This window comes from Acinetobacter minutum, from assembly GCF_035916735.1.
Lineage (GTDB): Bacteria > Pseudomonadota > Gammaproteobacteria > Pseudomonadales > Moraxellaceae > Acinetobacter.
In genome coordinates this window covers 1-26,190 of the sequence record NZ_JAQIHG010000028.1, presented here as the reverse complement: position 1 = coordinate 26,190, position 26,190 = coordinate 1, and the positions used below count along the sequence as shown (strand labels likewise).

24 protein-coding genes and 1 pseudogene are annotated in these 26,190 nt (G+C 46.1%); 6 read left to right on the top strand and 19 right to left on the bottom strand.

The genetic code is table 11. The features are described from left to right. Positions 1 to 236: 236 nt before the first annotated feature. Complete coding sequence (locus tag PAE54_RS10510) at positions 237 to 1,073, bottom strand: hypothetical protein (protein WP_326519400.1); 837 nt, start codon at positions 1,071 to 1,073, stop codon at positions 237 to 239. A gap of 580 nt (positions 1,074 to 1,653) precedes the next feature. Beyond that, positions 1,654 to 2,454, bottom strand: coding sequence for a hypothetical protein (locus PAE54_RS10505; RefSeq protein ID WP_326519399.1), 801 nt, complete (start codon positions 2,452 to 2,454; stop codon positions 1,654 to 1,656). 337 nt (positions 2,455 to 2,791) lie between these two features. On the opposite strand from PAE54_RS10505, the gene PAE54_RS10500 reads away from it, so the two are divergent. Together PAE54_RS10500 and PAE54_RS10495 are read left to right on the top strand one after the other, a co-directional pair. Further along, the gene (locus PAE54_RS10500; RefSeq protein WP_326519398.1) at positions 2,792 to 4,183 is read left to right on the top strand and encodes an aminotransferase-like domain-containing protein; all 1,392 of its coding nucleotides are present in this window, start codon (positions 2,792 to 2,794) and stop codon (positions 4,181 to 4,183) included. 132 nt (positions 4,184 to 4,315) lie between these two features. Continuing rightward, complete coding sequence (locus PAE54_RS10495; RefSeq protein ID WP_326519397.1) at positions 4,316 to 4,477, top strand: hypothetical protein; 162 nt, start codon at positions 4,316 to 4,318, stop codon at positions 4,475 to 4,477. A 48-nt stretch (positions 4,478 to 4,525) separates the two neighbouring features. On the opposite strand, the gene PAE54_RS10490 is transcribed toward PAE54_RS10495, so the two are convergent. The 10 genes from PAE54_RS10490 to mhpT all read right to left on the bottom strand — a co-directional run bounded on the left by PAE54_RS10490 (position 4,526) and on the right by mhpT (position 16,293). Continuing rightward, positions 4,526 to 4,681, bottom strand: a complete 156-nt coding sequence (locus PAE54_RS10490) for a DUF2256 domain-containing protein (protein WP_273777942.1) — start codon at positions 4,679 to 4,681, stop codon at positions 4,526 to 4,528. Between the two features lie 445 nt (positions 4,682 to 5,126). After that, complete coding sequence (locus tag PAE54_RS10485) at positions 5,127 to 5,777, bottom strand: nitroreductase family protein (protein ID WP_326519396.1); 651 nt, start codon at positions 5,775 to 5,777, stop codon at positions 5,127 to 5,129. A 132-nt stretch (positions 5,778 to 5,909) separates the two neighbouring features. Next, positions 5,910 to 6,296, bottom strand: coding sequence for a hypothetical protein (locus tag PAE54_RS10480; protein WP_326519395.1), 387 nt, complete (start codon positions 6,294 to 6,296; stop codon positions 5,910 to 5,912). A gap of 45 nt (positions 6,297 to 6,341) precedes the next feature. Further along, a complete protein-coding gene (locus tag PAE54_RS10475) occupies positions 6,342 to 7,472 on the bottom strand; it encodes an ABC transporter permease (protein WP_326519394.1) in 1,131 nt (376 codons plus the stop codon). Between the two features lies 1 nt (position 7,473). Continuing rightward, positions 7,474 to 10,212 carry a ribosome-associated ATPase/putative transporter RbbA gene (gene rbbA, locus PAE54_RS10470; RefSeq protein WP_326519393.1) on the bottom strand — a complete coding sequence of 913 codons (2,739 nt, stop codon included), beginning with the start codon at positions 10,210 to 10,212 and terminating at the stop codon, positions 7,474 to 7,476. After that, positions 10,209 to 11,270 carry an HlyD family secretion protein gene (locus PAE54_RS10465; RefSeq protein ID WP_326519392.1) on the bottom strand — a complete coding sequence of 354 codons (1,062 nt, stop codon included), beginning with the start codon at positions 11,268 to 11,270 and terminating at the stop codon, positions 10,209 to 10,211. The genes rbbA and PAE54_RS10465 overlap by 4 nt, the downstream gene beginning before the upstream one ends. Before the next feature lie 29 nt (positions 11,271 to 11,299). Then, on the bottom strand, positions 11,300 to 12,736 hold the full coding sequence (locus PAE54_RS10460; protein WP_326519391.1) for an efflux transporter outer membrane subunit: 1,437 nt from the start codon (positions 12,734 to 12,736) through the stop codon (positions 11,300 to 11,302). Positions 12,737 to 12,904: 168 nt separating this feature from the next. Then, on the bottom strand, positions 12,905 to 14,119 hold the full coding sequence (locus tag PAE54_RS10455; protein WP_326519390.1) for an MFS transporter: 1,215 nt from the start codon (positions 14,117 to 14,119) through the stop codon (positions 12,905 to 12,907). Between the two features lie 147 nt (positions 14,120 to 14,266). Continuing rightward, entirely contained in the window at positions 14,267 to 14,896 is a 630-nt protein-coding gene (gene pncA, locus PAE54_RS10450; protein WP_326519389.1) for a bifunctional nicotinamidase/pyrazinamidase, read from the bottom strand. A gap of 155 nt (positions 14,897 to 15,051) precedes the next feature. Next, positions 15,052 to 16,293 (bottom strand): 3-(3-hydroxy-phenyl)propionate transporter MhpT, encoded by a 1,242-nt coding sequence (mhpT, locus tag PAE54_RS10445; protein WP_326519388.1) that lies wholly within the window; start codon positions 16,291 to 16,293, stop codon positions 15,052 to 15,054. Positions 16,294 to 17,016: 723 nt separating this feature from the next. Between mhpT and dapA the strand changes: the two genes are divergently transcribed. Genes dapA through purC form a run of 3 tightly spaced genes read left to right on the top strand, consistent with a single transcriptional unit; the run spans position 17,017 to position 19,282 of the window. Next, complete coding sequence (gene dapA / locus PAE54_RS10440) at positions 17,017 to 17,913, top strand: 4-hydroxy-tetrahydrodipicolinate synthase (protein ID WP_326519387.1); 897 nt, start codon at positions 17,017 to 17,019, stop codon at positions 17,911 to 17,913. A 17-nt stretch (positions 17,914 to 17,930) separates the two neighbouring features. Continuing rightward, positions 17,931 to 18,530, top strand: a complete 600-nt coding sequence (locus tag PAE54_RS10435) for a lipoprotein-34 precursor (NlpB) (protein ID WP_273777928.1) — start codon at positions 17,931 to 17,933, stop codon at positions 18,528 to 18,530. A gap of 32 nt (positions 18,531 to 18,562) precedes the next feature. Then, entirely contained in the window at positions 18,563 to 19,282 is a 720-nt protein-coding gene (purC, locus tag PAE54_RS10430) for a phosphoribosylaminoimidazolesuccinocarboxamide synthase (RefSeq protein ID WP_273777927.1), read from the top strand. Positions 19,283 to 19,938: 656 nt separating this feature from the next. Here purC and PAE54_RS10425 read toward each other — a convergent pair. The 6 genes from PAE54_RS10425 to PAE54_RS10400 all read right to left on the bottom strand — a co-directional run bounded on the left by PAE54_RS10425 (position 19,939) and on the right by PAE54_RS10400 (position 25,575). After that, the gene (locus tag PAE54_RS10425; RefSeq protein ID WP_326519386.1) at positions 19,939 to 20,721 is read right to left on the bottom strand and encodes an SDR family oxidoreductase; all 783 of its coding nucleotides are present in this window, start codon (positions 20,719 to 20,721) and stop codon (positions 19,939 to 19,941) included. Positions 20,722 to 20,732: 11 nt separating this feature from the next. Beyond that, positions 20,733 to 21,404 carry an iron-containing redox enzyme family protein gene (locus tag PAE54_RS10420; protein ID WP_273777924.1) on the bottom strand — a complete coding sequence of 224 codons (672 nt, stop codon included), beginning with the start codon at positions 21,402 to 21,404 and terminating at the stop codon, positions 20,733 to 20,735. A gap of 13 nt (positions 21,405 to 21,417) precedes the next feature. Further along, entirely contained in the window at positions 21,418 to 22,872 is a 1,455-nt protein-coding gene (locus PAE54_RS10415; RefSeq protein ID WP_326519385.1) for an AMP-binding protein, read from the bottom strand. Further along, positions 22,859 to 23,527, bottom strand: a complete 669-nt coding sequence (locus PAE54_RS10410) for a thermostable hemolysin (RefSeq protein WP_273777920.1) — start codon at positions 23,525 to 23,527, stop codon at positions 22,859 to 22,861. The genes PAE54_RS10415 and PAE54_RS10410 overlap by 14 nt, the downstream gene beginning before the upstream one ends. 202 nt (positions 23,528 to 23,729) lie before the next feature. Further along, positions 23,730 to 25,004, bottom strand: a complete 1,275-nt coding sequence (locus PAE54_RS10405; protein ID WP_326519384.1) for a replication-associated recombination protein A — start codon at positions 25,002 to 25,004, stop codon at positions 23,730 to 23,732. A 118-nt stretch (positions 25,005 to 25,122) separates the two neighbouring features. Continuing rightward, positions 25,123 to 25,575 (bottom strand): YcgN family cysteine cluster protein, encoded by a 453-nt coding sequence (locus PAE54_RS10400; protein WP_442784396.1) that lies wholly within the window; start codon positions 25,573 to 25,575, stop codon positions 25,123 to 25,125. 199 nt (positions 25,576 to 25,774) lie between these two features. Between PAE54_RS10400 and PAE54_RS10395 the strand changes: the two genes are divergently transcribed. Then, a complete protein-coding gene (locus PAE54_RS10395; RefSeq protein ID WP_273777916.1) occupies positions 25,775 to 25,933 on the top strand; it encodes a DUF1328 domain-containing protein in 159 nt (52 codons plus the stop codon). A 98-nt stretch (positions 25,934 to 26,031) separates the two neighbouring features. Here PAE54_RS10395 and PAE54_RS10390 read toward each other — a convergent pair. Then, positions 26,032 to 26,190: pseudogene (locus PAE54_RS10390) on the bottom strand (IS5/IS1182 family transposase); the annotation flags it as partial.

The window sequence follows — 26,190 nt, the reverse complement described above, 5'->3', positions numbered from 1 at the left end:
TTTGTGTGTAGGCTTCTTCATTTGAAAATTATATCGCTGAAAAAGCCTTTACAGATAGGTTTGTGCAACAAAGCCTCATGGATGCTAAAGCATTTTCTTTACAATGATGGACACCCCTATAATCCTCTGGATTAATCGGGTTATTCCCAAGCTATGTATAGAAACTGATACCCATTAAAAATAAAAAAACAGGTATATCAATACCTGTTTTCAAACAAAAATAAAGTTCCAATCGTTTAATTGGTTGTCATCGCCACTTTCTGCTGATCCTGACGTTGTTGCTTTAATAAGGCAGATGCTGCGATCTCAAGAGGTTGCTGTGCATTTTCTTCATCTGCTTTCATCGCCGCTTGAGCATGCTGGGTACGGTTTGCCGTAAACAGGTCACCCCAAGTCATGTTTGACTCTACTTTGAATGGTACCGTGTTATTTTTTGATAGCGTTTTATGCCAGTGATAGGTCAGCACCGAGTCTGCTGGCATGATGACCTTGCTGAGCAAGTTGAGCAGAAACAGGTCATTTTTCTCACCTTGTAATGCCATCGGCAACTCAGTTAAACGCAAGTGCCCATATTTCTCATTCTGATGTTGTACGAGGGAATACAAATCTTTTTGTTGAGGGGCTTGGCCGGTGGTCATATATTCATAATAGGCTAAAACAGGCGCCCGTTTAAACGCCTGATCAAGGGTCGCCATATATTGTTCGTGTGCTGCACCTTTTAGCTGCTCAATTTTACGATCCATCGTACGGCTTGCAGAGCGGCTATAAGAAAATAACGCATAGTCTTTTTCGGCAGCCGCTGAATCGTAGCCAGCGTTCACGATGTAATCACGTGCTTTCAATAATTCATTGAAATCAAACTGCACACCTTTCAATTCTGGAGCAAGATCGAGGTGTTCTAGTTTTAAGACTGCATACTCACCCTTGATCACCGCCTTGTTGGCAATCGCTTCATTCAAAATCAAAACGGGTTTTGATGCTGGTTCTGCCACTGGCGCTGCCTGGGTTTGGGCTGCAAATGCAAAAATTACAGCCAAACTAAGTGCAGAAATTTTCTTTGAATTTAGTTTCATTTTATACCTTAAAAAATAAAATATTTTTTGGCTATCGAGGTGAGGGGCTGTCGATATAGAATTATTATATTGTTTATTTTTTATTGTAAAAGATTTTATTCTGAAGAGATTTCTAATTTCTTGTTCTTAAATAAAATATAGTATGTCCATAAAACCTATTTATTCACAGCAGGGTGGAGCTGAGTTTAAAATGTAATAATTTTTGATGAATATATGTGACATATTTAACAAAATTAATCAAAAATTCGCTGATAAAATTACCTGTGATATGAATTATAAAATAGGTTAAATTTCACATGAAATTATAATAATAGACATCAAAAATATTAAAACCATGCAGACCGATCAATTTCATCAAAAGCATATTATAACGTTTTATTAAATAATAATTTATTGTATCAATTGAATAAGGCATCCCTAAATATCTCAAGGCCCTGCTTTACACTCGCCCGAAGGCCCTCATCCAAACAGGCTTCGGAGAGGTTCAACTGGTACAGAGCGGAATAGCATTACGATACTCATGCCGATGTCCCCTGCCCGCAACCATCTTTGGCTTTCAGCTCACGTAACAAACCCGTTTTTAGACGCAAAGAAGCGGAGCATTTTGCCATCGGGTCTGCATATATTCGCTATAGACCGAAATTTTTTCATAGAGATGTTCGGCATAAAACATATCCTCGACCAAATGACAGCCCTGCTCCAAGCTATAGAGACCAATTGCCTGCAAAATCTCGGCATTGTATCGAGAGAATGCCGTACACAATGCAGCGTGATACGCGTCTTTCTGTTTAAACAGTAATTGTCTGAGTTCAATCTGCTCCAGATCAATTCTAATGTCATCCGTGCATGACAATACGAGTAACGTTACCTTAAAAAATGCTTCGAGCTGGTTTTTAATGATTGGATCCAACGGTAGATCGGTCATCAACACAATGCAAGACACTTCGGCATGAGATAAGGCTTGCAGGAGCGCTGCATAAATAAAATCAGACTCACTTCGCGTATCAAGAGCGAACTGCAAAAATAATCCCAAGTCACGGAGTGTTTCATGATGAGTAAGCTGCGGTGTTCGGTCTTTCAGACGATCAAGATTTAAAAATTTCACTCCGGACGATGTCTGGGAGGTCTGATAAATAACCGGTTTATTCAGGTTGGCCAAAATAAACGGTGCAAATACAGAAGCCCAAGCCGTATTTTTCTGCGTTTGGGGTTGAATCATATAGTGAACCGTAGATGCCGCAGAATGACGCAGTACTTTGGCACGAAGCAGCTTGGCTTCGAGATGAGGATCATCCTGCTGCAGTTGATCGCTTAAACCGCCAGAAAGATTGTGCCCGACTATCAGCTGACTCAGCGTATTCAGCTGTGAGGTTACAAACATGCGTTCACCGTTTCACCTATTCCTTACTCAAGATTTTTAAGCTACGACTTCTCATTTTTGATTGGAAGCACAGCTTTTCATCGATCCATCAAATGGATGAAGGCAAGATCTTAAGTTGCGGACGAAGAAAACAGTAGTTACAAAAAATGCAGAAAACGCTATAACAGAGGCGTAAGAACACTGTCATCCGTAGATATCAGCATTCGGATTGCTAGGTTTACTGTCAGGATAATTTGAAAATGAACCGTACATAGCTACTGAACGCCGGACAACACCCTATTTTGCAGTCTTGGGATCCCTCTCTGATGAACTCACCATCTGTAACAGGCCTGTGATTATGTATAAATCAGAACAATTGGCATTAAGCCTGAAGCATTTGATTGAAAGTGCCACTTTGCAACCTCATCAGAAACTCCCTTCATTGCGCCAGCAGGTTGAACAGTCAGGTTTTAGCCTAATGACCGTGCTGAATGCCTATCAGGAACTCGAAGCACAGGGTTTAATCTATTCCAGAGAAAAATCAGGCTATTTTGTGGCCGATCATCGTGCGGATCTACAAAAAAACAGTGTGATTCGTAACGATAAAATCGCCATTAATTCAGTGGTTTTTCAATACCTGAAATCGGTTCAAGCTGAAGGGATACTGCCGCTGGGAAGTGCCTTTCCTGACAGCCAGCTGCTTTATTCGGCGAAATTAATGCAGACCTTGGGACAACGCGCCAAACAGCGACGCAGCTATGAACAAATGCCAAGTTTGCCGCCGGGTCACTATGAATTACGCAAGCTCATCGCCCAACGTTACTGCATGCAAGGGATTCCAACCGATCCATCCGATATTGTCATCACTTCAGGTGGCCTTGATGCACTCAACCTGTCCTTGCAGGCAGTCACGCAAGCAGGAGACTACATTTTATTGCAGGAAACGGTCTTTTACGGTGCCTGGCAGGCCGCTGAACGCTTGGGTTTAACCGTAATCACCATCCCCGAGCATCCCGTGCATGGGCTTGATTTGATCGCTCTGCAACAAGCCCTCAATGATTATCCGATTAAAGTCTGCCTGCTGATGCTGAACAGCCATAATCCGATTGGTTTCACTGTTAGCGATGCAATTAAAATTCAGCTTGCCGAAATCCTCCATCAGCATGAGGTTTATTTGATTGAAGATGATGTCTACGAAGAGCTGTATTATGGCCAGAAAAAACCTCTGGCTCTGAAGTCTCTGGATGAAAAGAATTTAGTGCTGCACTGTTCATCCTTCTCGAAAACCTTGGGCGCGGGCTTCCGGGTCGGCTGGGTGTATGCAGGCAAGTTTTCCGAGCATATTCAGCATTTACAGTTAATGAGTACCCTTTCCGTCAACCCGCTGATCCAAAGTACGCTCGTCGAATATCTGTCACACCGGCATTATGAAAAACATTTAAAATCCGTGCGTAAGGCGTTAAAACGACTAAAAAAACAATATCATGACTATCTTAATGAGCGCTTAGTACAGCACTGCCAAGTGATGAATTATCCTTCTGGCTATTTTTTATGGATCGAACTTCCGTCACATCTCGACAGTAATTTACTTTATCAAAAGCTGCTCAATCACAAGATCAGCGTGGCACCTGGCAGTTTATTTAATGCCACGCAGCAGAATAAGAACGCCATTCGCATCAACTGTTCTTTCGAGTTCACGCCCGGCATAACGCAGGCATTAGATATCTTGATTGCCCATATTCAAGAGTAAAAACAGATAGACTATAACAGATGGGCACTCAATCCGAATCTGTTATAGTTTATCTCTGCGATTTTGTATCTAGGCATACCGTCATCAGCTTCAGATAATCGAGTCATCTGATAAGCATGAAGAGATGTCGTGATGCAGAATGAACAACCCCCTAAAAAACCACAGAAATACGCCGACAGTTCCATTTCAGACAAAGCCTTTAAGCGCATGATTGTATGGTTTGCTCTTTACTGTAGCCTTTTTATTGTCGGGGTTATGCTGGCGATTAATGCGGATCGGATTTCCTTGGGATAATCCACCATGTTGCTTCTGAATCAATCGGGTAGCCTGTTCCCTCAAGGCTCAGAAGCCTGACAAACGCTGTTCGATGCGTGCCTGACGCTTGCAGCGTTCTGAACAATAACGGACCTCATCCCAACAGCGCTGCCATTTTTTGCGCCAAAGAAAAGGCCGTTGACAATAGGCACAGGTTTTTTCTGGTAAATGCTGTTTTTTCATGCTGTGATCAATCCCTTGAATAAATCTCAAGAACGGGCAAACCCAAAGATATTTTACCAAACGTCTCCTGACCTGTTTTGGATTTAGTCAAGAATATGTTCAGCGTTTTATGGTTTATAAGGCCAGATCAAAAGCATCTGTACAATCCATCTTTTTCATCCAACCTCTTGTCAGCGATGGCTTACACAAGCTTGAGGCATTTTCGCCTATTTCTCTACAAAGCTCTGCAGTATTCTGAACTCATAAAGGGACAGGTTGTTCCACATACATAAAATAATCATAATAATTACAGCAAAAAAGGGAAATTCAGTCCGGTCAGCGCTTATACCAAACTGAAAAACAAAGAAGCCTCAAAAGTGTTGAGGCTTCTTTGTTTGATCAAGCTACGATCGTCTGATCAGTGTCAATCGCTTGATGTATTGAGCTGTTATACACCGTAGAACAATTAGTAAAAGGTTTTAAAACGTGTGTCATCGGCAATAAAGTCTTTTTCACCCGCCGCTGCTTCGACCGAACCAAATACCAATTGTGCACGTAATTTCCAGTGGGCAGGGATGCCAAATCGTTCTGCGACTTGTTCATCGACAATCGGGTTGTAATGCTGTAGAGAGGCCCCTAAACCTTGTTCCGATAGCGCCATCCAAACTGCAAACTGGGCAATCGCCGTAGAGTGTTCTGACCAGATTGGGAAATTGTCCGCATATGCTGCAAATTGTTCCTGTAAGCTTTTCACCACATTTTGATCTTCAAAGAACAGAACTGTCGCAAAACCGGCAGCAAAGCTGTCAATTTTATCGCTGGTAGCCTGAAAATTCTCAGCGGGTACGATCTGACGCAACTTTTCCTTCACCATATCCCAGAAATCTTGATGGGCTTGACCAAACAGGTTCACGACCCGCGAAGACTGTGAGTTAAATGCTGATGGACCTAAGCGAACCGCCTGACGGATGGTTTGATCCAATGCTTGTGGCTGCTGACTCACGTTTTTACCAATACGATAAATGGTACGGCGCTGTGCTAACTGCTCTAGAAAAGTCGCTGATTGTGCCTGGTCTGGGGTTTGTTTTGAACTAAAAATTTGAGCTAAGAATGACATGGGTCTGCTCCTGTGGCTATTCTGTGTCGTGAGATTCTCACTGAGTATGTCGCTATCTTAATCGTTATCCCTGATGTAACCTATCCTCTATTTTTAGACACAGCATTGCATTTTTAGAACGATTACAGCGCACTAGTGTATAGATTTTGCTGTCTCACCCAGTATTCGGTCTATCGACAAACAGCGCTGCGCAAAATAAGGCAGCAGGCCGAGGTTCAGAATATCCGCAATCACCCAAAACCGTGTACGGATAGAAAAATATTGATCCGCATCAACCAGACTAATCTGCAAGGTTTGACTACGAAAATAACACGCTTCAAGCGCCGGTTTAATTGGCTTTAATGTGGGTTGAGCTAAACCAACACACAAATGTCCCATGCGATCAGGCAATTGCAATGACCGGGTTTCTCCCAGCGCTAACTGAGCGACCAGTTCCCCATCAAAAAACACATACAGTGGCCAACCACGTGCAAGAGTGTTCTGTAACAGTCCAGCACAACGATGTAAGGTAATCTGCATAGCGGTTCTGGGTCTATTTGGATGTTTTTATCATGACCTTCGTGCTCAGGCCATGGTCTTAATGGTGACTTGAAAACGCTTCAGTGAGTAAAAGAAGAAGCAGCAACCAATCACCAGTAGCCATAAAAATGAACTCCATACCACTTCGATACCGGCACCACGGAATAAAATGGCTTGCCCGAGCTGCACCAGATGGGTCGTGGGCGCCAGTAACATAATGTTCTGCACCATCTCCGGCATGCTTTCCCGAGGGGTCATCGCACCCGATAGCATTTGCAGTGGAATCAGGGTCATGATCATCAACAAGCCAAATTGCGGCATGCTTTTCGCTACCGTCGCCATAAAAATTCCCATTGATGTGGTGGCAAACAGCGATAAGGCAGCGCCACACAAAAAGAGGGGGATGGAACCTTCAATCGGTACATTCAGCAGATCACGCACCACAAATTGTAAAGAGGCTGATGCTGCCAGCAACACCACCAATCCCATCGACCAGACTTTTGCCAGCATGATTTCAGTGGCCGTTACCGGCATGACCAGCAAATGCTCAACAGTGCCATGTTCACGTTCGCGGATCAGTGCTGCGCCCGTGAGAATGATGGAAAGCATCGCCACATGGTTAATGATTTCCATCAAACTGCCAAACCAGGCCTCTTCCAGCCCGGGATTAAAACGGGCACGCAAAGTCAGCTCAACTGGCAAAGTCGTCTCCTGGCGGTGTCCCTGCACAAATTCGTTGACCTCGGCATGGACAATTTGCTGAATATAGCCACTGCCGGTAAAGGCCTGGCTCATCCGGGTGGCATCCACATTCAGCTGCAATTGCGGATGATGCCCCGCTAAAACCTCTTGCTGAAAATTCGGTGGAATATTTAGGGCAAAGGTATACAAACCGGCATCCAGGGCTGGGTCAACTTGATTCAGATTAATCAGCTGGGGGGGATTAAATTGCGGGGGATAAAAAGCAGACACGATCCGGTTGGACAATGGCGACTGATCTTCATCAACAATCGCGATGGCAGCTTCATTCAGCGTTTCCGGCATGGCTGTGGCTGCCGTATAAATCCCGATACTAAACGTATAAATAATCAGAAACAGCATCATCGGGTCACGCCACAGGCTCCACAACTCCTTAACCCCAAGATGATAGATATTCGCCAGCTTCTGTCGGATCATACTAATGCTCCTGTTTCTTGAGCAGTAAAATCGCAATGCCGATTACCACCGGAATTGCGGCACAAAGTGCCCAGATCGACTGATATAAATCCTGAAAGGTTAGTGCCTTATTAAACACCCCACGACTGATCATGATCATATAGGTCGCAGGATACAAATCCCCAATCACCCGTGCCGCCCCTTCAAGTGAAGACACCGGATTGGTCAGGCCGGAATATTGCGCTGCGGGTATCAGGGTACCGAGCATGGCAAAAAACATAGCGGCAATTTGGCTTTTGGTAAGCGCCGAAGCCAGTAAGCCCATCCCCGTCGAGATCACGATGAATAACAGTGTCGCTAGTGTCAGGGTCAGAAAACTGCCTGTCATTGGCACCCCAAAGACAGTGACGGCTAGCAGCCACATCAGCAGAAAATTGGAAAAGGCCAAAGCGATATAAGGCAGCTGTTTACCCAACAGGAATTCGGTACGGGTGACGGGTGTCACGTACAGATTGATAATCGAGCCCAGCTCTTTTTCCCGTACCACAGCCAAGGCGGTCAGCATGGCTGGCAACATGAGAAGCAATAAGGGAATCACCGCAGGAACCATGGCGGGCAGGCTGCGCACATCCGGGTTATAACGGAAACGGGTTTCTATTGAAATGGCTGCAGTCGGCAATACGCCCTGCCGTGCTTGTGCCTGTTCTAGCAACCAGGACTGATGAATCCCCTGAACATAGCCTTGGACGGTTTCTGCACGCATCGGCATGGCGCCATCAATCCAGGCACCGATTTCAACATTCTGACCACGGGCCACATCCCGGGCAAAACCCGGTGGGATTTCCAGAGCCAGCGCCAGCTCGCCACTGCGCATCCGTTCATCCATGTCTTGATCATCCCGGATCGGTGCATGTTCAATAAAGTAGCGTGACCCGGACAGGCTCAGTGCATAGTTCTGGCTCAGACTGCTCTGGTCATGATCGAGTACCGCATAACTGAGATCCTCAACATCCAGGCTAATACCGTAACCAATCACAAACATCAGGATGATCGAACCCAGTAATGCCAAGGTAGAACGGACCGGATCACGGCGCAGTTCCAGCGTTTCTCGCCAGGCGTAACTCAGCATACGCAGCGGACTAAACAGTTGGCGTTTTGATGCAGTAGTGATGTCTGACGAACTCAGAGTAGTGCTTTCTTGATCCTGCAGATGCAGACTGCCCGCTCCCGCTTCCAGCAGATAGCCAATAAATGCCTGCTCCAAAGTTTCGACACCCCGTTTTTCGATCAGGGCCTGAGGTTGATCACTGTCAAGCACCTGTCCGGCATGCATCAGTGAAATACGATCACAACGCAATGCTTCATTCATGAAATGGGTGGAAATAAAAATGGTGACCTTGTCCTGTCGGGATAAATGCACCAGCAAACGCCAGAAATTATCCCGTGCCACTGGATCCACACCCGACGTCGGCTCATCCAGAATCAGGATTTCCGGCTGATGCACCATCGCCACAGCAAGTGACAAACGCTGTCGGATCCCCAGAGGTAACTTTTCCGGTAGCTCATCCTGCACATTTTCCAGGTCAAAGCGTTGTAACATCTCCGCCACGCGCGGGGTGATCTGCTCAGAAGGCACATGAAACAAGCGGGCGTGCAGCACCAGATTTTGCCGTACCGTGAGTTCTCCATACAAAGAGAAAGACTGCGACATATAACCGACGCGTTGCCGGGTTGCCAGATCATGCCCATCAACCGGTTTGCCAAAAAGCCAGGCTTGACCTTCAGTGGCCGGCAACAAACCGGTCAACATTTTCATGGTCATGGTTTTGCCACAGCCATTGGATCCCAAAAACCCGAAAATTTCACCTTGCTGCACTTTGAAGTTGACGTGATCGACTGCAGTGAAATCCCCGAAACGGATGGTCAGATCTTTCGCCTCAATGGCATAGGACGCTGTCGATGACAGTTCCAGTGCCGGGATTTCTACGGGTTGATAGCCCTTTTTTTTCTCTTCTGGTAACAGTTGGATAAACGCTTCTTCCAACGACTGGCTCTGGGTCGAGGCCAGAAGATCAAGGGGTGTTCCGGTAGCCAGAACCCGGCCTGCGTCCATTGCTACCAGCCAGTCAAATCCTTGTGCTTCATCCATGTAAGCGGTTGCCACGATTACACTCATCTGTGGTCGGGTCTGACGGATCCGCTGGATCAGTTGCCAGAACTGTGCCCGTGCCAGTGGATCCACCCCGGTCGTGGGTTCATCCAGAATGAGCAAGTCAGGATCATGGATCAGGGCACAGCACAGCCCCAGTTTCTGTTTCATCCCGCCAGAAAGCTTTCCAGCCGGGCGGTCTAGAAAAGGATATAAACCGGTACTCTGGGTTAGATCATCAATACGTTTGCGCCGTTCGGCACGGTCATGACCAAATAGCCGGGCAAAAAATTGGAGATTCTCCTCAACCGACAGGGTGGGATAGAGATTTTTACCCAGCCCTTGTGGCATATAGGCAATGTTCGGACAAATCATTTCACGATGATGGCGATGTGACATATCACCGCCGAGCACAATGACTTGGCCCTGCTGCACCTTGCGTGCACCGGCCAACAGGGCCAACAGACTGGACTTGCCCACCCCGTCTGGGCCAATCAGCCCAACCATTTTCTGGGCAGGAATCTGCAGGTCAATCGCATCCAGTGCCTTGACCCGTGCGTACTGCAAGCTAACCTGCTGCAGCTCGACCACAACAGAGGGCAAGATCATCATTGCACCTTACGTGACAGCTGAGCCGGCCAGGCCAGCTTTGGATCGAGCTTGATCCAGGCCACCCCGGGCAAACCGGTTTTGACCTGAGTCATGTACTTTTGCAAAACCGCTTGGTCTACCTGAGCTTTAACCCGAAACATCAGCTTTTGCCGCTCGCTCTGGGTTTCCACAGTCTTCGGGGTGAACTGGGCCGTATCGGCCACATAAGACACTTTGGCAGGAATAACCACATTCGGTGCGGCATCCAGCACAATCCGCACTTCAGTGCCAATCGCTACTTGTCCCACCACAGTTTCGGGCAGGAAAAAGGTCATATACACATTGGACAGGTCAATCAGGTTCAGTACCTTGCCACCTGCTGCAATCATTTCACCTGGCTCGGCGATGCGGTACTGCACCCGAGCTTTTAACGGTGCTTTAAGTTGGCTGTCATCAAGATCAAACTGGATACGTTGGATGGTGGCTTTCACTGCTTTCACGGCAGACTCAGCACCAATCACCTGTGCCTGTGTCGCCTTAATCGCCGCATCGGCACTGGCCACCTGTGCCTGAGCCGTATTCAATGCAGCAATCGCACGCTGCACATTGGATCGGTCATCATCTAGCTGCTGTAAGGAGGATGCGCCTTCTTTGGCCAGAATTTCAGTACGTTTCAACCGGCGCTGCGCCGCATTCAGTTCAGTTTCGCGCTGTGACACCATCGCCAACATCGCAGCTTTGTCACTTTGCCGCATCGCCACCTGTGCCTGTGCTGTCAGTACAGCATTCTCTGCCTGCTGTTGCTGGGCTTGGGCTTCATTGAGCTGGGCTTCAAGCGAAGAAACTTTAATTTTCGCCAGGATCTGACCGGCCTCCACAAACTCACCTTCTTTGACCAAGACCTGCTCTAACTGTCCGGGTAATTTACTGGCGATATCAATTTCAGTCGCTTCAATCCGGCCATTACCACTAATGAGCCCCTGCGTATCGGGCTGCTGGAAGCGTTGCCAAAGGTAATACCCAAGCAAGATCAGCACCAAAACAGCCGCTATGGGCCAAAGCAGTTTTTTTATTTTCATGAGCTTCTCTTTGTTTGTCTCATTGAAGCCTATACCCGATGAGTCAGGCTGATATCACCACCTAAAGCCAGATATAACGCGACTTGGTTTTTCAGTAAAGCGCTTTGTACTTCCACAGCCTGCTGTTCTGCGGCCAGCAAACTGCGCTGGGCATCCAGCACTTCGAGATAAGTGACCGCACCATTGTCATAGCTGAGTTGTGCCAGCCGCACCCGTTCACGGAAAGCCTTTAAACCCTGGCCTTGAATCTGCAATTGCCGGGTCAGCCAATCTTCATTCTGCAAGGCATCACGGACTTCGCGAAACGCGTTTTGAATGGTTTTTTCATATTCCTGCACCGCCATCTGCTGACGAACCTGTGCCAGATTCAGATTGGCCTTTAAACGGCCAGCGGTAAAAATCGGGATGCTGATACTCGGTGCAAACTGCCACAACTGACTCTGGGGCTGGAATAAACCCTCCAGTTCACCACTGGCTGTCGCAAAGCCACCAGTCAAACTGATACGGGGAAAAAAGGCCAAACGGGCTGCCTGAATATTGGCACTTTGTGCCTGTAACTGATATTCAGCTGCCCGCAAATCAGGCCGGTTCAGCAGTAAATCCGATGGTAAGCCCACTGCCTGCGCTTGATGTGCCCATTGAATTTGGCTTAATGGCGTGGGTCGGGTGAGCTGAACAGGCCGCCCCACCAACTGGATCAGCAAATTCTGCTGACTGGCACGGGCCTGCTGTAACTGTGCCAGCAAATTCTGCGCATTGCTCAGTAGGGTCTGAGCCTGCGTATATTCCACCTTGGAACCTGAACCGACGTCATAACGGCGCTTAAAGATGCGTACCGAATTTTGATAACTCCCTACTGCATGCTCAGCCAGTTCAACCCGCTGATCCAAAGCACTTAAATTCAGATACACCGAAGCCACTTGGGCAATCAGGCTGTTCTGTACTGCGATCTGATTGGCCTGCTGGGCCATAAACTGCTTGAGTGCTGCCTGTTTCAAACTGCGGATACGCCCCCAGAGATCCAGCTCCCAACTTTGCAGCCCAACCCCAACCTGAAACTGGTTGGCAATATATGACTGTCCAAGAGGCGACAAGTCAGCAGGCACCCGATTACGGCTAAAATCAGTACCCAAGCCCAACTGCGGATACAGTTCAGCTCGCTGAATTCCATACATGGCCTGAGCTTCAGCGACCCGTAGTGCAGCAAGCTGCAAATCCTGATTATGCTGCAAAGTTTGCTGCAGTAACTGTTGCAACACCGGATCGGTAAAATAGGTTGACCAACTCAAGCGCTGTACAGGCTGACTGGGCATGTCGGTAAACTGGGCAGGCAGCTGGATATCAGCACCCGTTTCCGGCATTTGCAAGACCTGACAACCGGTAAGTGACAGTACCCCCATCACCAGAATAGGTCTAACAGGTCCAGCTACAAAATGACCAGGAATGTTTTTTATCTTATTTTTCATGCTGTTGTCTTTATTTTTTAATGCTTAAATGAAGCAGCAAGTTATCGCGTATTGATGATTATTTGCACTATAACAAATTTGAAGCCAGATGCCGCCTGCAATTTCACTCGACGATGTGTCAGCCCTACAGATTTTTATGACTTTTCATGCAACAGAAGACTCATCCCATCATGAGACAGAAGATGAATCGGCCTGTCGCATCTGACGAAAATCATAACGGTCGATGGCAAGAATCAGACTGCCATACATAATGCCAAAAAGTACACAGCCGGGCCATGACCAATGTGCCCAGGCATACACCGTACACAGCGATCCCAATGCCGCCCCAGAGAAATACAGAGTCATATAAACGGCATTAATGCGGGAACGTGCATGGATGGAAATCCGGTAAACCAAGTTCTGGTTCAGCACGTGAAATGCTGTCAAACCGAAATAACACATCAATACCCCAAGTGCATACAGACCAAGATTCATGCGGGCAAATGCCAACGGAATCCAGCCGAGTAACAACAGACTGCTACATAAGATAGCAACGAAGTTTTCTTTCCCCTGCCCGATGGTTTTACCTGACCAGCGTGTGGCAAAAATTCCAATCACGCCCAACAAACCGAACAACCCGATCTGGAATTCATTAAACAGATATGGAGGATTGGCCAGGATAAAGGTCATTGTGGTAAAGATCATGGCCAAAATCCCAAAACCCAATCCGCCCGCAATGCCACGCCGGATCAAATGTGGCTGCTGATAAGCCAGCTCGATCAAGGAACGGTAAATTCCCAGCAGTTTCAACTCCCGGTTCGGCTGGGTCGTGGGTAACTTGTGCCACATCACGACAGCAAACATCAGCGTAAATATGCCACTCAGCAAATACACATAATGCCAGGATAAAGTGGTCGAAATAAAACCGGCAAAAGTACGCGCCAGCAAAATACCCATGACCAGACCGCTCATCAGTACCCCCACAATTTCAGCACTTTTATGGGATGGGCTGAGCGTCGCAGCAAATGGAATCAGTACCTGTGCCGCGATGGAAAAAAAGGAAGCCCCCAAAGTCATGCTATACAGCAGAGCTAAACTGTCACTGAAGGAAAGTAGAATTTGCGCCGTAGCACTGAGTATCATCAGACTGATAATAAAACGTCGTTTTTCCAGCAAGTCCCCCAAGGGCACCAGAAACAGCAATCCCAAACCATAACCCACCTGAGCCAAAACCACCGTTAATGCGGCCTGTGTAGTCGTCGTATGCAGGTCTGTGGCAATCGCATAAATCAGCGGCTGGTTAAAATAGTTAGCACCGGCACATAGCCCGCAGGCCAGGGACATAATCAGCACAAAGCCGCGTGACAGTTCAGTATGGGGAGAGGCAGGTACAGCTATGGACATGCAGATTTCCTATCAATTGCAGTTCATCCTGAGGACAGATGGCATGAAATCACTATAAGCAGCGCTGTCGTATTAAACAAATAAGCAACAACGATCACATCATCATTTTTTTATATCAAGGCTGTACATACTGAATAAAACTGTCCTCTACGCACAAAGATCTGTGGACTGAATACGATGCACACCCTGCTGTTGCATACGCTGCCAGGCTTCGGCCAGCGAGCCGTTTAGGTCAATCCCTTTACAAGCATCTTCAATCACATAGGCATGAAAGCCCAGTTTTCGGGCATCCAGTGCCGTCCAGGCCACACAAAAATCAGTCGCCAAACCGACCACATATACCGTATCAATCTGACGTTCCCTCAAATAGCCTGCCAGTCCGGTGCTGGTCTGCCGGTCTGCCTCCATAAAGGCTGAATAGCTGTCAATTTGGGGATGAAAGCCTTTACGGATAATCAGCTGCGCCATCGGTAAATCCAGGTCTGGATGCAATTCCGCGTCTGCCGTGCCCTGTACGCAATGCACCGGCCAAAGCACCTGCGTACCATAAGGCAAAAGAATACTGTCATAGGGCTGTTGACCGGGATGGTTGACCGCGAAAGAAACATGATTGGCAGGATGCCAGTCCTGCGTCAGGATAATATTGTCAAAACAATGTGCTAGCTGATTTATGCAGGGAATAATTTCATCCCCCCCGGCAACGGCCAGTTGCCCGCCTGGGGTAAAGCCATTTTGCACATCGACCACGATTAACGCATCATGCTTGGACAGTTTCATAGCAGCTGATCCTTATTCAGTCATGGTCTGTATTGTTAGCATGGTCAGATGAAATCTGAAACCTCATTAATCGGCAATTTTGTCCAGCAAAAAAGCCCGCGGATGGATCGCGGGCTTTTTGCTCATGTAGGCTTGCTGCATTCAGCAAGCAATCATCATGAAGTTTCTAAACCAGATTGTGCAGGTTGAGTTGCAGCAGCCTGATTCGGCAAGCTACGTACCACCAACAACATCAGGACTGCAGACACGATGATACATGGAATCGCAGCAGAAACGACACCAGCAGCACCGAAACCAGCAGCTAATAACTGACCCGCAATTGCTGGTCCGAGCATTGCACCAACACGGCCGACTGCAGAAGCCATACCTACACCTGTTGCACGCACATTGGTTGGATACACGATACTACCAAACGCATACAGCACACCTTGGCAACCAATCACGAATGCACCTGTTAATGCCGCTGCCCAGTACATGTTGGTCAATGAAACTGCTGCATTCAAGCTGAATAGGCCAGCCGTAATACCACCGTACATCAAGATAATCACGTAGGCTTTCTTCCAGCGGTCTGTCAGCATGCCCAGGATCACCGTACCGAAAGTTGCTGCGATCATGAAGAAGAACTGTGCTGTACTGCCCTCTTTGCGGGAGAAACCAAGTTCCATAAATAATGATGGCAACCAGCTCAACATGATGTAAACCACCATCAAGGTCAAGAAATAGCTACCCCAGAGCAGCAAGGTACGCACACGGTTTTCGCTGTTAAACAGGTCTTTGAAAGAACCCTGTGGCTCAGCCGCTTGCTGTTTGTCCTGCGCTTTCAAGAACTCGCGTGATTCTGGTAGCAACCACATCATCAGTGGAACTACTACGATTGGCAATAAGCCACCGAGATAGAAAATGTTTTTCCAGTTTGTACCGAAATCCAGGCTGGCAATATAGGATAAAATTGCTGCACCCACTGGCATACCACAGTACATCAGACCCACGGCACGGCCACGATTTTCAGGTCGTACCGACTCAGCAGCCAACGTAATCAAGTTTGGCATCGCAGCACCCAAGCCTGCACCGGCGAGGAAACGCACCACCAGCAAGCTGGTGAAACTGTTTACCCATACAGTACATAAGGTAAATACAGCAAAGGTGGCAACCGACCAGATCAAGACTTTTTTACGGCCAATACGGTCGGCATAACGACCGCCAATCAACGCACCCGGGAGTAGCCCCAGAATCCCTGCGCTGAAGAAAATACCCAATTGTGACTTATCCAGTGCGAAATACTCACTAATCCCTTTGGCAGCAATACCCGCAGCCTGAATATCCAGGCCTTCAATAACCGCGATCAAAAAGCAGATCGCGACAGTAATAACGGAATGTTTGTTACCTGATCTTTCCATTGGAGAATTCCTTGTTTTAATCAGTATTCAGATGAGCGAGCAATCATCTACGAAGGCCTGAACAGAATTAACTACCAATAAGTTTTAGAAAATTAAGGATTAATTCGGATGATAATGGAACTTTCTCATTTTAACTGAGCTGAAAAGATAGGCAAAAAAGCAATAAATAAAATCTGAATTCTGAGCAAAAAACTAAAGAATATGATGTGATTTCAATCACCATTTCATATTTTTATACCTAAAATAGATTTTCTAATTATATTTAAAAACAATTATTAGGATTTATTTTAGTGATCATTTAAAAAAAATTATTAGGTTTATTAATTGGCTAATTGTATGAGCTCATCTTTATAACATATAAATTTTAGATCAAAACCCACGCATTAGATACAGAAAAGCTGGTCAGATTCAAGCCAGCCTACCACTAAAGTCCAGTATTAACCGAGTTAAAAGCCTATACATCAGCGGTTTGATGGGCCTGAAAAAACCTTAAAATTTACGGATCATTAACAGCTAAACTATTTTTATTGTTACTTTTTTTAAAGTTTTAAAGCGCTTTGACTAAAGCATATTGTTCTTACCCGATTCATCAGTCATAATTTGGGTAAGCATTATTCAATAGGCATCGTCTTGTTGATACTCGCTTGAATTCAAAATACTGCAACCATCCAGCCCCCCTCTTTTCACTCTCATTCGGATGGATAAATAGGATATTTTTTTAAAATGACTCAGCAAGCACAGACCATTCAAGGCTCAATTGTCGCAATCGTCACCCCTATGTTCGAAGATGGCAGCGTAGATTGGAAGGGTCTCGAGAAGCTGGTCGAATGGCATATTGAGCAAGGCACCAACAGTATTGTCGCGGTAGGTACCACAGGCGAAGCCTCTACCTTAAGCATGGCTGAACACACCCAAGTGATCAAAGAAATCATTCGTGTGGCCAACAAACGTATCCCTGTCATTGCCGGTACGGGTGCAAACTCAACCCATGAAGCGATTGAACTGACTCAAGAAGCAAAACAACTGGGCGCGGATGCTGCACTTTTAGTGACACCTTATTATAACAAACCGACCCAAGAAGGCTTATACCAGCATTATAAAGCCATTGCAGAAGCCGTTGATCTGCCACAGATTCTGTACAATGTACCAGGCCGTACCGGTGTGGATATGCTGAATGAAACAGTGATCCGTTTGGCCGATATTCCACAAATCGTCGGGATTAAAGATGCTACAGGTGATGTTCCGCGTGGCCAGCAACTGATCGAAGGCCTGCAAGGCAAGAGCATGACCGTTTACTCGGGTGATGACGCCACAGCATATCAATTGATGGGTTTAGGCGCGAAAGGCAACATTTCTGTGACTGCCAACATTGTGCCAAAAATCATGAGCGAGATTTGTGCTGCTGCGCTTGCAGGAAATGCCACGCTGGCAGAAGAACTGAATAATAAGGTTGCAAATTTACACAATATTCTATTTTGTGAATCCAACCCGATTCCGGTGAAATGGGCACTCCATGAAATGGGCATGATTGGTACCGGCATCCGTCTACCATTGACGCCACTTGCAGAACAATACCGCACACCATTACGCGAAGCACTTCAAGCCGCAGGTGTGATTTAATATAAGAGCACAACATTATGCAATTACGTACTGGTTTAACCCTTGCACTTTCAGTTTTTAGCTTAGCGGGTTGTAGTCATCTGGCCATTAATAACGGCTCGCTGGATTACAAATACACCACAACACTTGAACCGCTAAAATATCCTGAAGGTGCGTTAGTGCGACCAGTGACACCATTGTACCCTGCGCCACTGGTCGAACCACTGGCGTTACAGAATGCTCCAAACTACAGCAATGCACGCGGCAACCGTTTTGAAATGCCACGTCCAAATGCTGCACAAATCAACAATACCGTATCTGAACAGAATGATACGGTTGGGCGTCCGCAGCTGGTCACCGACGGAAATCAAAATCCGTTGCTTAAAATCGAAGGAAATTCTGCTACAATTTGGCAATATACACTTGCCACCCTCAGTAGCCTTAACTATACCATCGTTGGCCAAAGCAAAAATGGGTATGAAGTCACCCTGAAGCTCGATAACCAAACCTATGTGTTAAGACTGACGTCTGTTGGTTCAAGTCATAATCTAGCGGTCTTCAATGTTGACAACAGTTTTGCCGAGCGCGAAAAAGCTGCGGAATTGCTAGCCCAGATTTATCAAAATTGGCCAGCCTAGTCATTAGGCATATTTTTGAAAAAGGTTCCCCCATGTTAAAACAAGCCTTGCTCTATACTGGTAAAGCAAAATCTGTTTATGAAACAGACTCTGCCGACCACCTGATTTTAGTCTTTCGTGATGATGCCTCTGCGTTCAATGGCGAAAAGATCGAACAACTAGATCGCAAAGGCAAGGTGAACAACCGCTTCAATGCCTTCATCATGGAAAAACTGGCAGCAGCGGGTATTGAAACTCACTTTGAAAAACTGCTAACACCAAATGAAGTGTTAGTGAAAAAACTTAAAATGATTCCGGTTGAATGTGTCATCCGTAATTATGCTGCGGGTTCATTGTGCCGCCGCCTCGGTGTAGAAGAAGGTAAAGAACTGACTCCACCAACATTTGAATTGTTCTTTAAAGATGATGCGTTGGGCGATCCAATGGTCAACGAATCTCAAGCAATCGCTTTGGGTTGGGCAACAGCTGAACAGTTGGCTCAAATGAAAGATCTCACTTATAAAGTGAATGAAGTGCTCAAAGATTTGTTCGACAAAGGCAACATGCTGCTTGTTGACTTTAAACTTGAATTCGGTGTGTTCCACGACCGTATCGTATTGGGTGATGAATTCTCTCCAGACGGTTGCCGTTTGTGGGATAAGGACACCAAGAAAAAACTCGATAAAGACCGTTTCCGTCAAGGTTTAGGCGGTGTGGTTGAAGCATATGAAGAAGTGGCTGCCCGTATCGGCATCGACCTTTCAGATATCTAATCTGAATTGCTTCAAATAAAAAACCGGGTCGAATGGCTCGGTTTTTTATTGTGTTATTCACCAATTAAAATGTCTATGCGATAAGAAATCGAGGACGAAAACCCAAAAAACTGATTTAGAAACAAGTCATTTTTTTATATTCAATTCTGACATCTCTCGTCAGTCAATCTGTTTAAAACTAGCCTATTTTATATTTTTCCTGATTCCATCAGATGCTCAGGGTAGAAATCACCCTCAATTTCTGCTGATAAAAATGGGATAACTTTTAGCCATTTTTGTAAGCCATGGCGCACATGCATTTAGGGATTTTGCGGCTAGGGCAACAACTATTTTTTGCTTATGATGAAGTCATACAGGAACAGGATGTTCCGGAACAAAAAACAAAAATGATAAGTTCCAGCACCAGGAAAGTGAGGTAGAACAGCAGCCCTACCTAAGCAGTAAATACGAAAAAGCCCAACAGGACGTTGGGCTTTTTCTATTCAAAAAAATAATATTAAACTCAATATGCTATTACATAGACTGATTTAGCTGCCCAACTGATGACAGCCGACAAATACTTTATTTCTATCCACATCAAGGGACAATAGACCAGTTTCTCACAGATCTTCGAACAAAACTCAGCGTCAAAACTGATTATGTGCCGTATTGTACTTTTACTGACTCAACTGGCGGATTAAGGGTAAATGCTTTCGCACCCCCTGATCCACCAAATGCGGCATAATCGAATTAATGAGTACAAAGCCTCGCTCTGGCCAACCCAGATAAATATTTTGTTTATTCTGCTGAATGGCTTGAATAATATTCTTCGCCACAAATTCTGGAGAATCTTCTTTACCGCCCATCGCTTGCGTTAATTGTTGGGCCGCGGATGAATTCATACTGGTCTTGGTGGCACGCGGGGCCACATAGAGCACCTGCACAGCCGTATCCGCCAATTCACGTCGCAAAGCTTCCGAGAAACCACGCACTGCAAATTTGGTCGCGCAATAACTGGTGTAGCCAGCAAAACCCAATGAACCATAAATTGACCCCACATTGACAATCTTGGCCTCAGGCTGACTTTTCAGTTTTTCAATCAACGCCGAAGTCAGAATCATCGGTGTCGTGACATTTAACTGGACCAATTTTTGGATTTGCTCTGCAGATTGGTGCTCAAGCAAAGCAAAATGATTAAGCCCCGCCGCATGAATCAAGGTATTTAGATTCGCCTTTTGTGAGGCAATTTCCACGACTTTCATCAAATCCGTAGCTTGCAATAAATCAGCTTTAAGAATTTCAAGCTGTGCCGGATATTGTGCAGCGAGTGATTCTAAAACTTGGGTATTACGGGCCACAGCAAGGACTTTAGCGCCTTCTTTGCATAATGCCGCACACAGTGCTAAACCGATTCCACCGCTTGCCCCAGTCAGTAATACCTGTGCCTTGGAAAGTTGCATAATCTCGCTCCTTAAGCGGCAAATTGTTGGCTGATCTGTGGCACTTGTTCATACATTTCAGTATAAAGTTTAAACACCACTTTTGAACAATGAATGATGTCTTGCTGGTCTTTTTCATCTTGAACCTGGTTCATCAACTTCTCGAAATGTTGCATATGTGAAATGTCCAGACTGCCATGCGATTTCAGATAACTAAAGGCCTGATTCGGCAATTTTAGATGCTGCTGGATTTTATCCGCAGCTTCTGTCGCAACCGATACACTGGTTCCTTCCAGTACATTCACCATACCAAACAGGGCAATTGGATTGACACGACGGACTTGGTCAAACAAAAAGGCCACCATCAGTTCGATTGGCAAGCTTGGGCGGCTGTTTTTGACCTGTTCAGGATCAACACCACAGGCTTTCAGGTCATTTAAGATCCATTGTTCATGACCCGCTTCTTCTTCAATATATTCACAAATCGCCGGCTGCAACCAGGACAAACGCTCTGGCAAATTTGCTCCTGCAGCCATCATCAACGGTACGGTAAAACGCACATGATGATAAGCTTGGGTTAAAAATGCGCAATATTGTTCTAAAGAGAGCTGTGACTTGAGCGCATCTTGAATCACCGACGTAGCTAAAAGAGTTTGACGTTGCTCTGCTGTTGCTTGCTGTAATTTGTCGAAGAATTTCATCATTGTATTCCTAAATTTAAATAAAATTATGTTGAAAGCGTTGGACAATCGCCTCACGTTTGAGCCGTCCATTAGAGGTCGCGAGCTGGTTCTGAGGACTAAAAGGTTCAGCCAAGCGGACCCAATGCTTGACCTGGGCATAGTCAGGAAGCTGGGCATTTGCACGCTCAACCACTTGGGCAATCTCCTGATCGGTGGCATTGGCTTGAACAGGCCAAAGCAAGGCATAGTTTTCCGGCAAAGCCTCTCCATAAACGAAGGCTTGGGCAATCACACCGGTTTGGCTCAACAAGCTTTCCACCCATTCCGGATTGACGTTACGACCAAAACTAGTAATAAACTGATGTTTTTTCCGGCCGTGAATATATAAATAGCCCTCTTGATCAAAATGACCCAAATCTCCGGTTGGCCAATAGGCATCCGGTTGATTTTCAGCATTCAGATAGCCCAGACAGCGGTTGCCCGCCACCAGAATTTCTCCATCTTCCGCAATTTTGACCTGCACATGCGGTAAAGGTTTACCGACACTGCCCGCTTTACTTTGTTGCAAGGTATTCAGCGCCACCACCGAAGCACATTCTGATAACCCATAGCCTTCAAAGACCGGCAAGCCGCTGGCTTTGGCCTGTGCCAAAAGATCCGGATTGACATGCCCGCCACCCACCGCAACAAAGCGGAAATCTTGCGGATTTAACGCTTTGTTTTGCACAGCTTGGGTCAAAACACTCAAAATCTGTGGCACCAGAATCACACTCTGCGGTTTGGACTGCTGCAAATACTGGCTAAATTGTGCAAGGTTCAGCCCGCTTGCACCTTGCAAGCCCAATACCGCTGCTGGTGCCAATTCAACCGAGCCACCACGGAGTAAAATGGCATAACAGCCAATATTTTCGAGTAAGACCGCAAGTGGCATGATCGCCAAATGATGTTGCGGATCATTCGGGGTAATCGCTTCACTTAAGGCTTTTGCCACACGCAGAATCTGTCCGCTACTTAAACAAACCGCTTTCGGCTGTCCTGTGGTTCCGGAAGTAAACGTCAGTTTCTGAGTACCTTCAGGGAGTTCAACGGAAGAACACGTCTGCCGTTTCCAGAACTCGCCAGCATGGATAAATGCATTCTCGGCTTCAAACAGAAAAAAGTCCGCAGGTGCAATCACCGTATCGGCTTGAGAAATGTCCAGACAATAATGTAATTGTGAAGCTGAGAAAAATGGCGGCAACAAAATGCTGGGAATGTCGGCCAGTAATAAAGCCAAATCCCACAACATAAAATCGACTGAATTCTCTAGATACAACGCAACTGTACCAACCTGAGCCTGCTCTAGTTTGCGCTGACGATCAAAAACCTCCTGCAACAAGGTGGCGTAATTTACCTGTTGGGTCTGATCCTGCAAGGCAATCGCTTGTGGCTGTTGTTGTTGGTATTGCTGCAATTGGGCGATAAATTGTTTCACCTCAGGCGACATCATCAATATTCTCCTCAAAAGCTGCTAAACCCAGTAAAGGAAATACGCCTAATTGATTGAGGTTAAGCGCACATTGCTTCACGTCCGCAGCAAAAACATGCGGCTGAAAAGAATAATAGTTCCCCCAATCCTGCTGCCCCTGCTCCAAACGTGCAGGATCAGCGTCCTGTAAGGCGAGCGGGCTCAAGCCGAGTTTCTTAAAACTGTTGATCAGGTGATGATGTCCGGTAAACGCCACCCATTGATAATGATTATGAGCCAGTAACCAGGTAAGAAAAATAATGATCAGTCTGGAACTACCATGATGGATGCCCGATAAATTCCCAACTTCAACCATCTGTGGACGTGCAAAGGATTTACCGGTTTTTTCACTAATAATATTTTGAATCGGTTGATCTAAATATTGTTCTAAAAAAAGTGCTGGCTCTGTGGCGAAACGTAATCCGACCACCGCCTGACAGCTATTGTTCTGATCAAAAATCGCTAAAAAATAAGGTAAAAATTGATGAATATTGGCATGATAAATCGCCTGAAAACGTTGTTGAATAAAATGTTCACAATCGTTTCGCAGAAAATGTGCCTGATCCACAAAATAGACCTTAAAGCGCTTTTCTCGATCTTGAAACTCGATTGGAAACTGCTGTTTGAATAAGGTCATTCGAACCATCCTTATACCCGATGCAAACGAGTATTCGGCTCGAAACTGAAATGAATCTTAAAAAAGCAGCACTCAAATGTGTCTAATTATTATCCTTTTGTAAGAATTACGTTTTGCAGTTTACATTTTTTGTCGCGATTCAGGCGTGGAGGGGCAGGATTTGAGTCCAACAGATCATGCCCACCTCCGCATAGAAACACTTTTATTGCTGCTGTTGCTGCTGCATCCAACGACGCTGTTGCAAACGTTCAGCTTCAACTTCGCGTTTGTTTCGTGCTGACTCATACAGCTTGGTACCTTGCAGCTCAGGCGGTAGATACTCTTGCAGTACAAAGTGCTCCGGATAATCATGAGGATACAGATAATCTACGCCGTAACCTTGCTGTTTCATCAATTTGGTAGGTGCATTACGCAAATGTAACGGTACCGGCAAATTGGCTGTTTTCTCTGCGAGTGCCAAGGCACGGTTAATCGCCAGGTAGGTACTGTTACTTTTCGGGCTGGTCGCCAGATACACGGCCGTCTGGCCGAGGGTAATCCGTGCTTCCGGCATCCCCACCGCCTGCACGGAACGGAAGCACTCACCTGCTAGCAATAAAGCGTTTGGATTGGAATTACCAATATCTTCAGAGGCGGCAATCAGCATACGGCGCGCAATAAAAACCGGATCTTCACCACCTTTCAGCATGCGAGCCATCCAGTACAAGGTAGCATCTGGATCACTGCCACGAATCGATTTGATAAATGCCGATGCCAGATCGTAATGCTGCTCACCCGACTTGTCATAACGGGCAATATTCTGCTGTGCAACTTTCACCACAATCGCATTCGTAATGTGGTTTTCCATATCGGGTTCAAAGGTGCTAGCAATCAGATCTAACAGATTCAGTGCCTTACGTGCGTCTCCCGCCGCAAACTGAATAAGCGCGTCGTATTCCTCAATCTGGATATAACGTTCTTTCAGAAAAGCGTCATTTTGCAGGGCCTTATTCAACAAGGTCTGGATTGCTTCCGCATCCAAACTGTTTAAAGTATAAACTTGGCAACGTGACAACAACGCACTGTTTACTTCGAAAGAAGGGTTTTCGGTCGTGGCGCCAATCAGGGTAATTTTGCCTTTCTCGACAGCATTCAGTAAGGCGTCCTGCTGGGATTTATTAAAACGGTGAATCTCATCGATAAACACCACAGGCGTCAGTAAATCACCACTCTCAGCAATCACTTCGCGCAGTTCCTTTACGCCGGTATTTAACGCGGACAGGCTGACAAAAGGACGATCAACCGCTTGGGCCAGCAGCAAAGCAATTGTGGTTTTCCCCACCCCAGGCGGCCCCCAGAAAATAATCGAAGGCAAATGCCCCTGATCGATCATTTGTCGTAATGGTGCCTGTGCACCCAGCAAATGCTCCTGCCCGATAATTTCCGATAAATCACGAGGGCGTAAACGTTCAGGCAATGGAATATGAGTATCTGACATGGTCATGATTCGTGCTGGCGATAGGATTAGTCTATTTTGTTATGGGCGAATCTACAATCGCAAATGGTGCAAAGCCCGAAGCTGTTAGCATCCCAATAGACGCCTTGACTGTAAAGGGTTAACGTACCCAACGCACTACGTAGTCTTCGATGTCTTCTTCGTTGATTGTATTTTCCGGAATACAACGTCCAGCTGCCGATTTCTTGGCCTTAATGACACTCTGTCGAGAACCGGTATTGAGGTAATGCCAGGAAGGCAGATTTTTACCTTCGTTCAGGCGCCGATAAGCGCAGCTTGGGGGTAACCAGTGAATGGTGGCTAATTTTTCCGGGGTTAGCTGTATACAGTCAGGTACCTGTTGCTGCCGCTGTACATAGTCCTGACAACGGGCGGTCTGGCAATCCAAGAGTTTACACGCCACCTTGGTATAAGCCACCTCTGCGGTGTCTTCATCTTCTAGCTTGACCAGACAGCATAAACCACAGCCATCACACAGGGCTTCCCACTCAGCATCATTCAGCTGTTCGAGGGTATATTTTTTCCAGAATTGTGGACGAAGTGGGCTGGACATGGGCATGTAGATCAAGACATCAAAGCAGCGATTATAGCAGTTCCACCCTCTTCTGAGCGTGTTCCAGTGCACTTAACCCCTCTTACAAATTGCTCACTTATCTTTATAAAACGGATACTTTATAAACAAAAAGCTCATATCGGGTGCATAACCTCGTGCCTATACTGAATTTACATGAATAAAAATATGGAGATACGCCATGTTTCGTTGGGCTATTATTTTTGCTGTGATTGCACTGATTGCAAGTCTGCTAGGTTTTGGTGGTGTCGCAGGCTTATCCAAAGATTTTGCAGTAGTATTGTTAGTCATCGCGGTCATCCTTGCGATTGTCGGCTTTGTTTCTCGTGGTAGGGTCTAGATCCTACCTCGCAGCGTGTTATTTAAAAAAGAAGGATAACTATCCTTCTTTTTTTATGTCCATTAGGGTCTGTTGACATTTACTGTTCATAATTAAACCTATAGAGGTAGCCATAAAAATATACAGGCTAAAGCAACAGAACTTTGATAATTTCTTTTGAGCTTGTCATATCGAGTAGCTATTCCTCTAAACTGCTTTAACCTACAAAACATATTTTCAACTAAATGCCTGATTTTATATAAATACCAGTCCATATG

Coding starts and splice junctions, on each gene's coding strand:
- PAE54_RS10510 (WP_326519400.1), bottom strand. CDS start 1,073: ATGAAACTAAATTCAAAGAAAATTTCTGCACTTAGTTTGGCTGTAATT.
- PAE54_RS10505 (WP_326519399.1), bottom strand. CDS start 2,454: ATGTTTGTAACCTCACAGCTGAATACGCTGAGTCAGCTGATAGTCGGG.
- PAE54_RS10500 (WP_326519398.1), top strand. CDS start 2,792: ATGTATAAATCAGAACAATTGGCATTAAGCCTGAAGCATTTGATTGAA.
- PAE54_RS10495 (WP_326519397.1), top strand. CDS start 4,316: ATGCAGAATGAACAACCCCCTAAAAAACCACAGAAATACGCCGACAGT.
- PAE54_RS10490 (WP_273777942.1), bottom strand. CDS start 4,681: ATGAAAAAACAGCATTTACCAGAAAAAACCTGTGCCTATTGTCAACGG.
- PAE54_RS10485 (WP_326519396.1), bottom strand. CDS start 5,777: ATGTCATTCTTAGCTCAAATTTTTAGTTCAAAACAAACCCCAGACCAG.
- PAE54_RS10480 (WP_326519395.1), bottom strand. CDS start 6,296: ATGCAGATTACCTTACATCGTTGTGCTGGACTGTTACAGAACACTCTT.
- PAE54_RS10475 (WP_326519394.1), bottom strand. CDS start 7,472: ATGATCCGACAGAAGCTGGCGAATATCTATCATCTTGGGGTTAAGGAG.
- rbbA (WP_326519393.1), bottom strand. CDS start 10,212: ATGATGATCTTGCCCTCTGTTGTGGTCGAGCTGCAGCAGGTTAGCTTG.
- PAE54_RS10465 (WP_326519392.1), bottom strand. CDS start 11,270: ATGAAAATAAAAAAACTGCTTTGGCCCATAGCGGCTGTTTTGGTGCTG.
- PAE54_RS10460 (WP_326519391.1), bottom strand. CDS start 12,736: ATGAAAAATAAGATAAAAAACATTCCTGGTCATTTTGTAGCTGGACCT.
- PAE54_RS10455 (WP_326519390.1), bottom strand. CDS start 14,119: ATGTCCATAGCTGTACCTGCCTCTCCCCATACTGAACTGTCACGCGGC.
- pncA (WP_326519389.1), bottom strand. CDS start 14,896: ATGAAACTGTCCAAGCATGATGCGTTAATCGTGGTCGATGTGCAAAAT.
- mhpT (WP_326519388.1), bottom strand. CDS start 16,293: ATGGAAAGATCAGGTAACAAACATTCCGTTATTACTGTCGCGATCTGC.
- dapA (WP_326519387.1), top strand. CDS start 17,017: ATGACTCAGCAAGCACAGACCATTCAAGGCTCAATTGTCGCAATCGTC.
- PAE54_RS10435 (WP_273777928.1), top strand. CDS start 17,931: ATGCAATTACGTACTGGTTTAACCCTTGCACTTTCAGTTTTTAGCTTA.
- purC (WP_273777927.1), top strand. CDS start 18,563: ATGTTAAAACAAGCCTTGCTCTATACTGGTAAAGCAAAATCTGTTTAT.
- PAE54_RS10425 (WP_326519386.1), bottom strand. CDS start 20,721: ATGCAACTTTCCAAGGCACAGGTATTACTGACTGGGGCAAGCGGTGGA.
- PAE54_RS10420 (WP_273777924.1), bottom strand. CDS start 21,404: ATGATGAAATTCTTCGACAAATTACAGCAAGCAACAGCAGAGCAACGT.
- PAE54_RS10415 (WP_326519385.1), bottom strand. CDS start 22,872: ATGATGTCGCCTGAGGTGAAACAATTTATCGCCCAATTGCAGCAATAC.
- PAE54_RS10410 (WP_273777920.1), bottom strand. CDS start 23,527: ATGACCTTATTCAAACAGCAGTTTCCAATCGAGTTTCAAGATCGAGAA.
- PAE54_RS10405 (WP_326519384.1), bottom strand. CDS start 25,004: ATGTCAGATACTCATATTCCATTGCCTGAACGTTTACGCCCTCGTGAT.
- PAE54_RS10400 (WP_442784396.1), bottom strand. CDS start 25,575: ATGTCCAGCCCACTTCGTCCACAATTCTGGAAAAAATATACCCTCGAA.
- PAE54_RS10395 (WP_273777916.1), top strand. CDS start 25,775: ATGTTTCGTTGGGCTATTATTTTTGCTGTGATTGCACTGATTGCAAGT.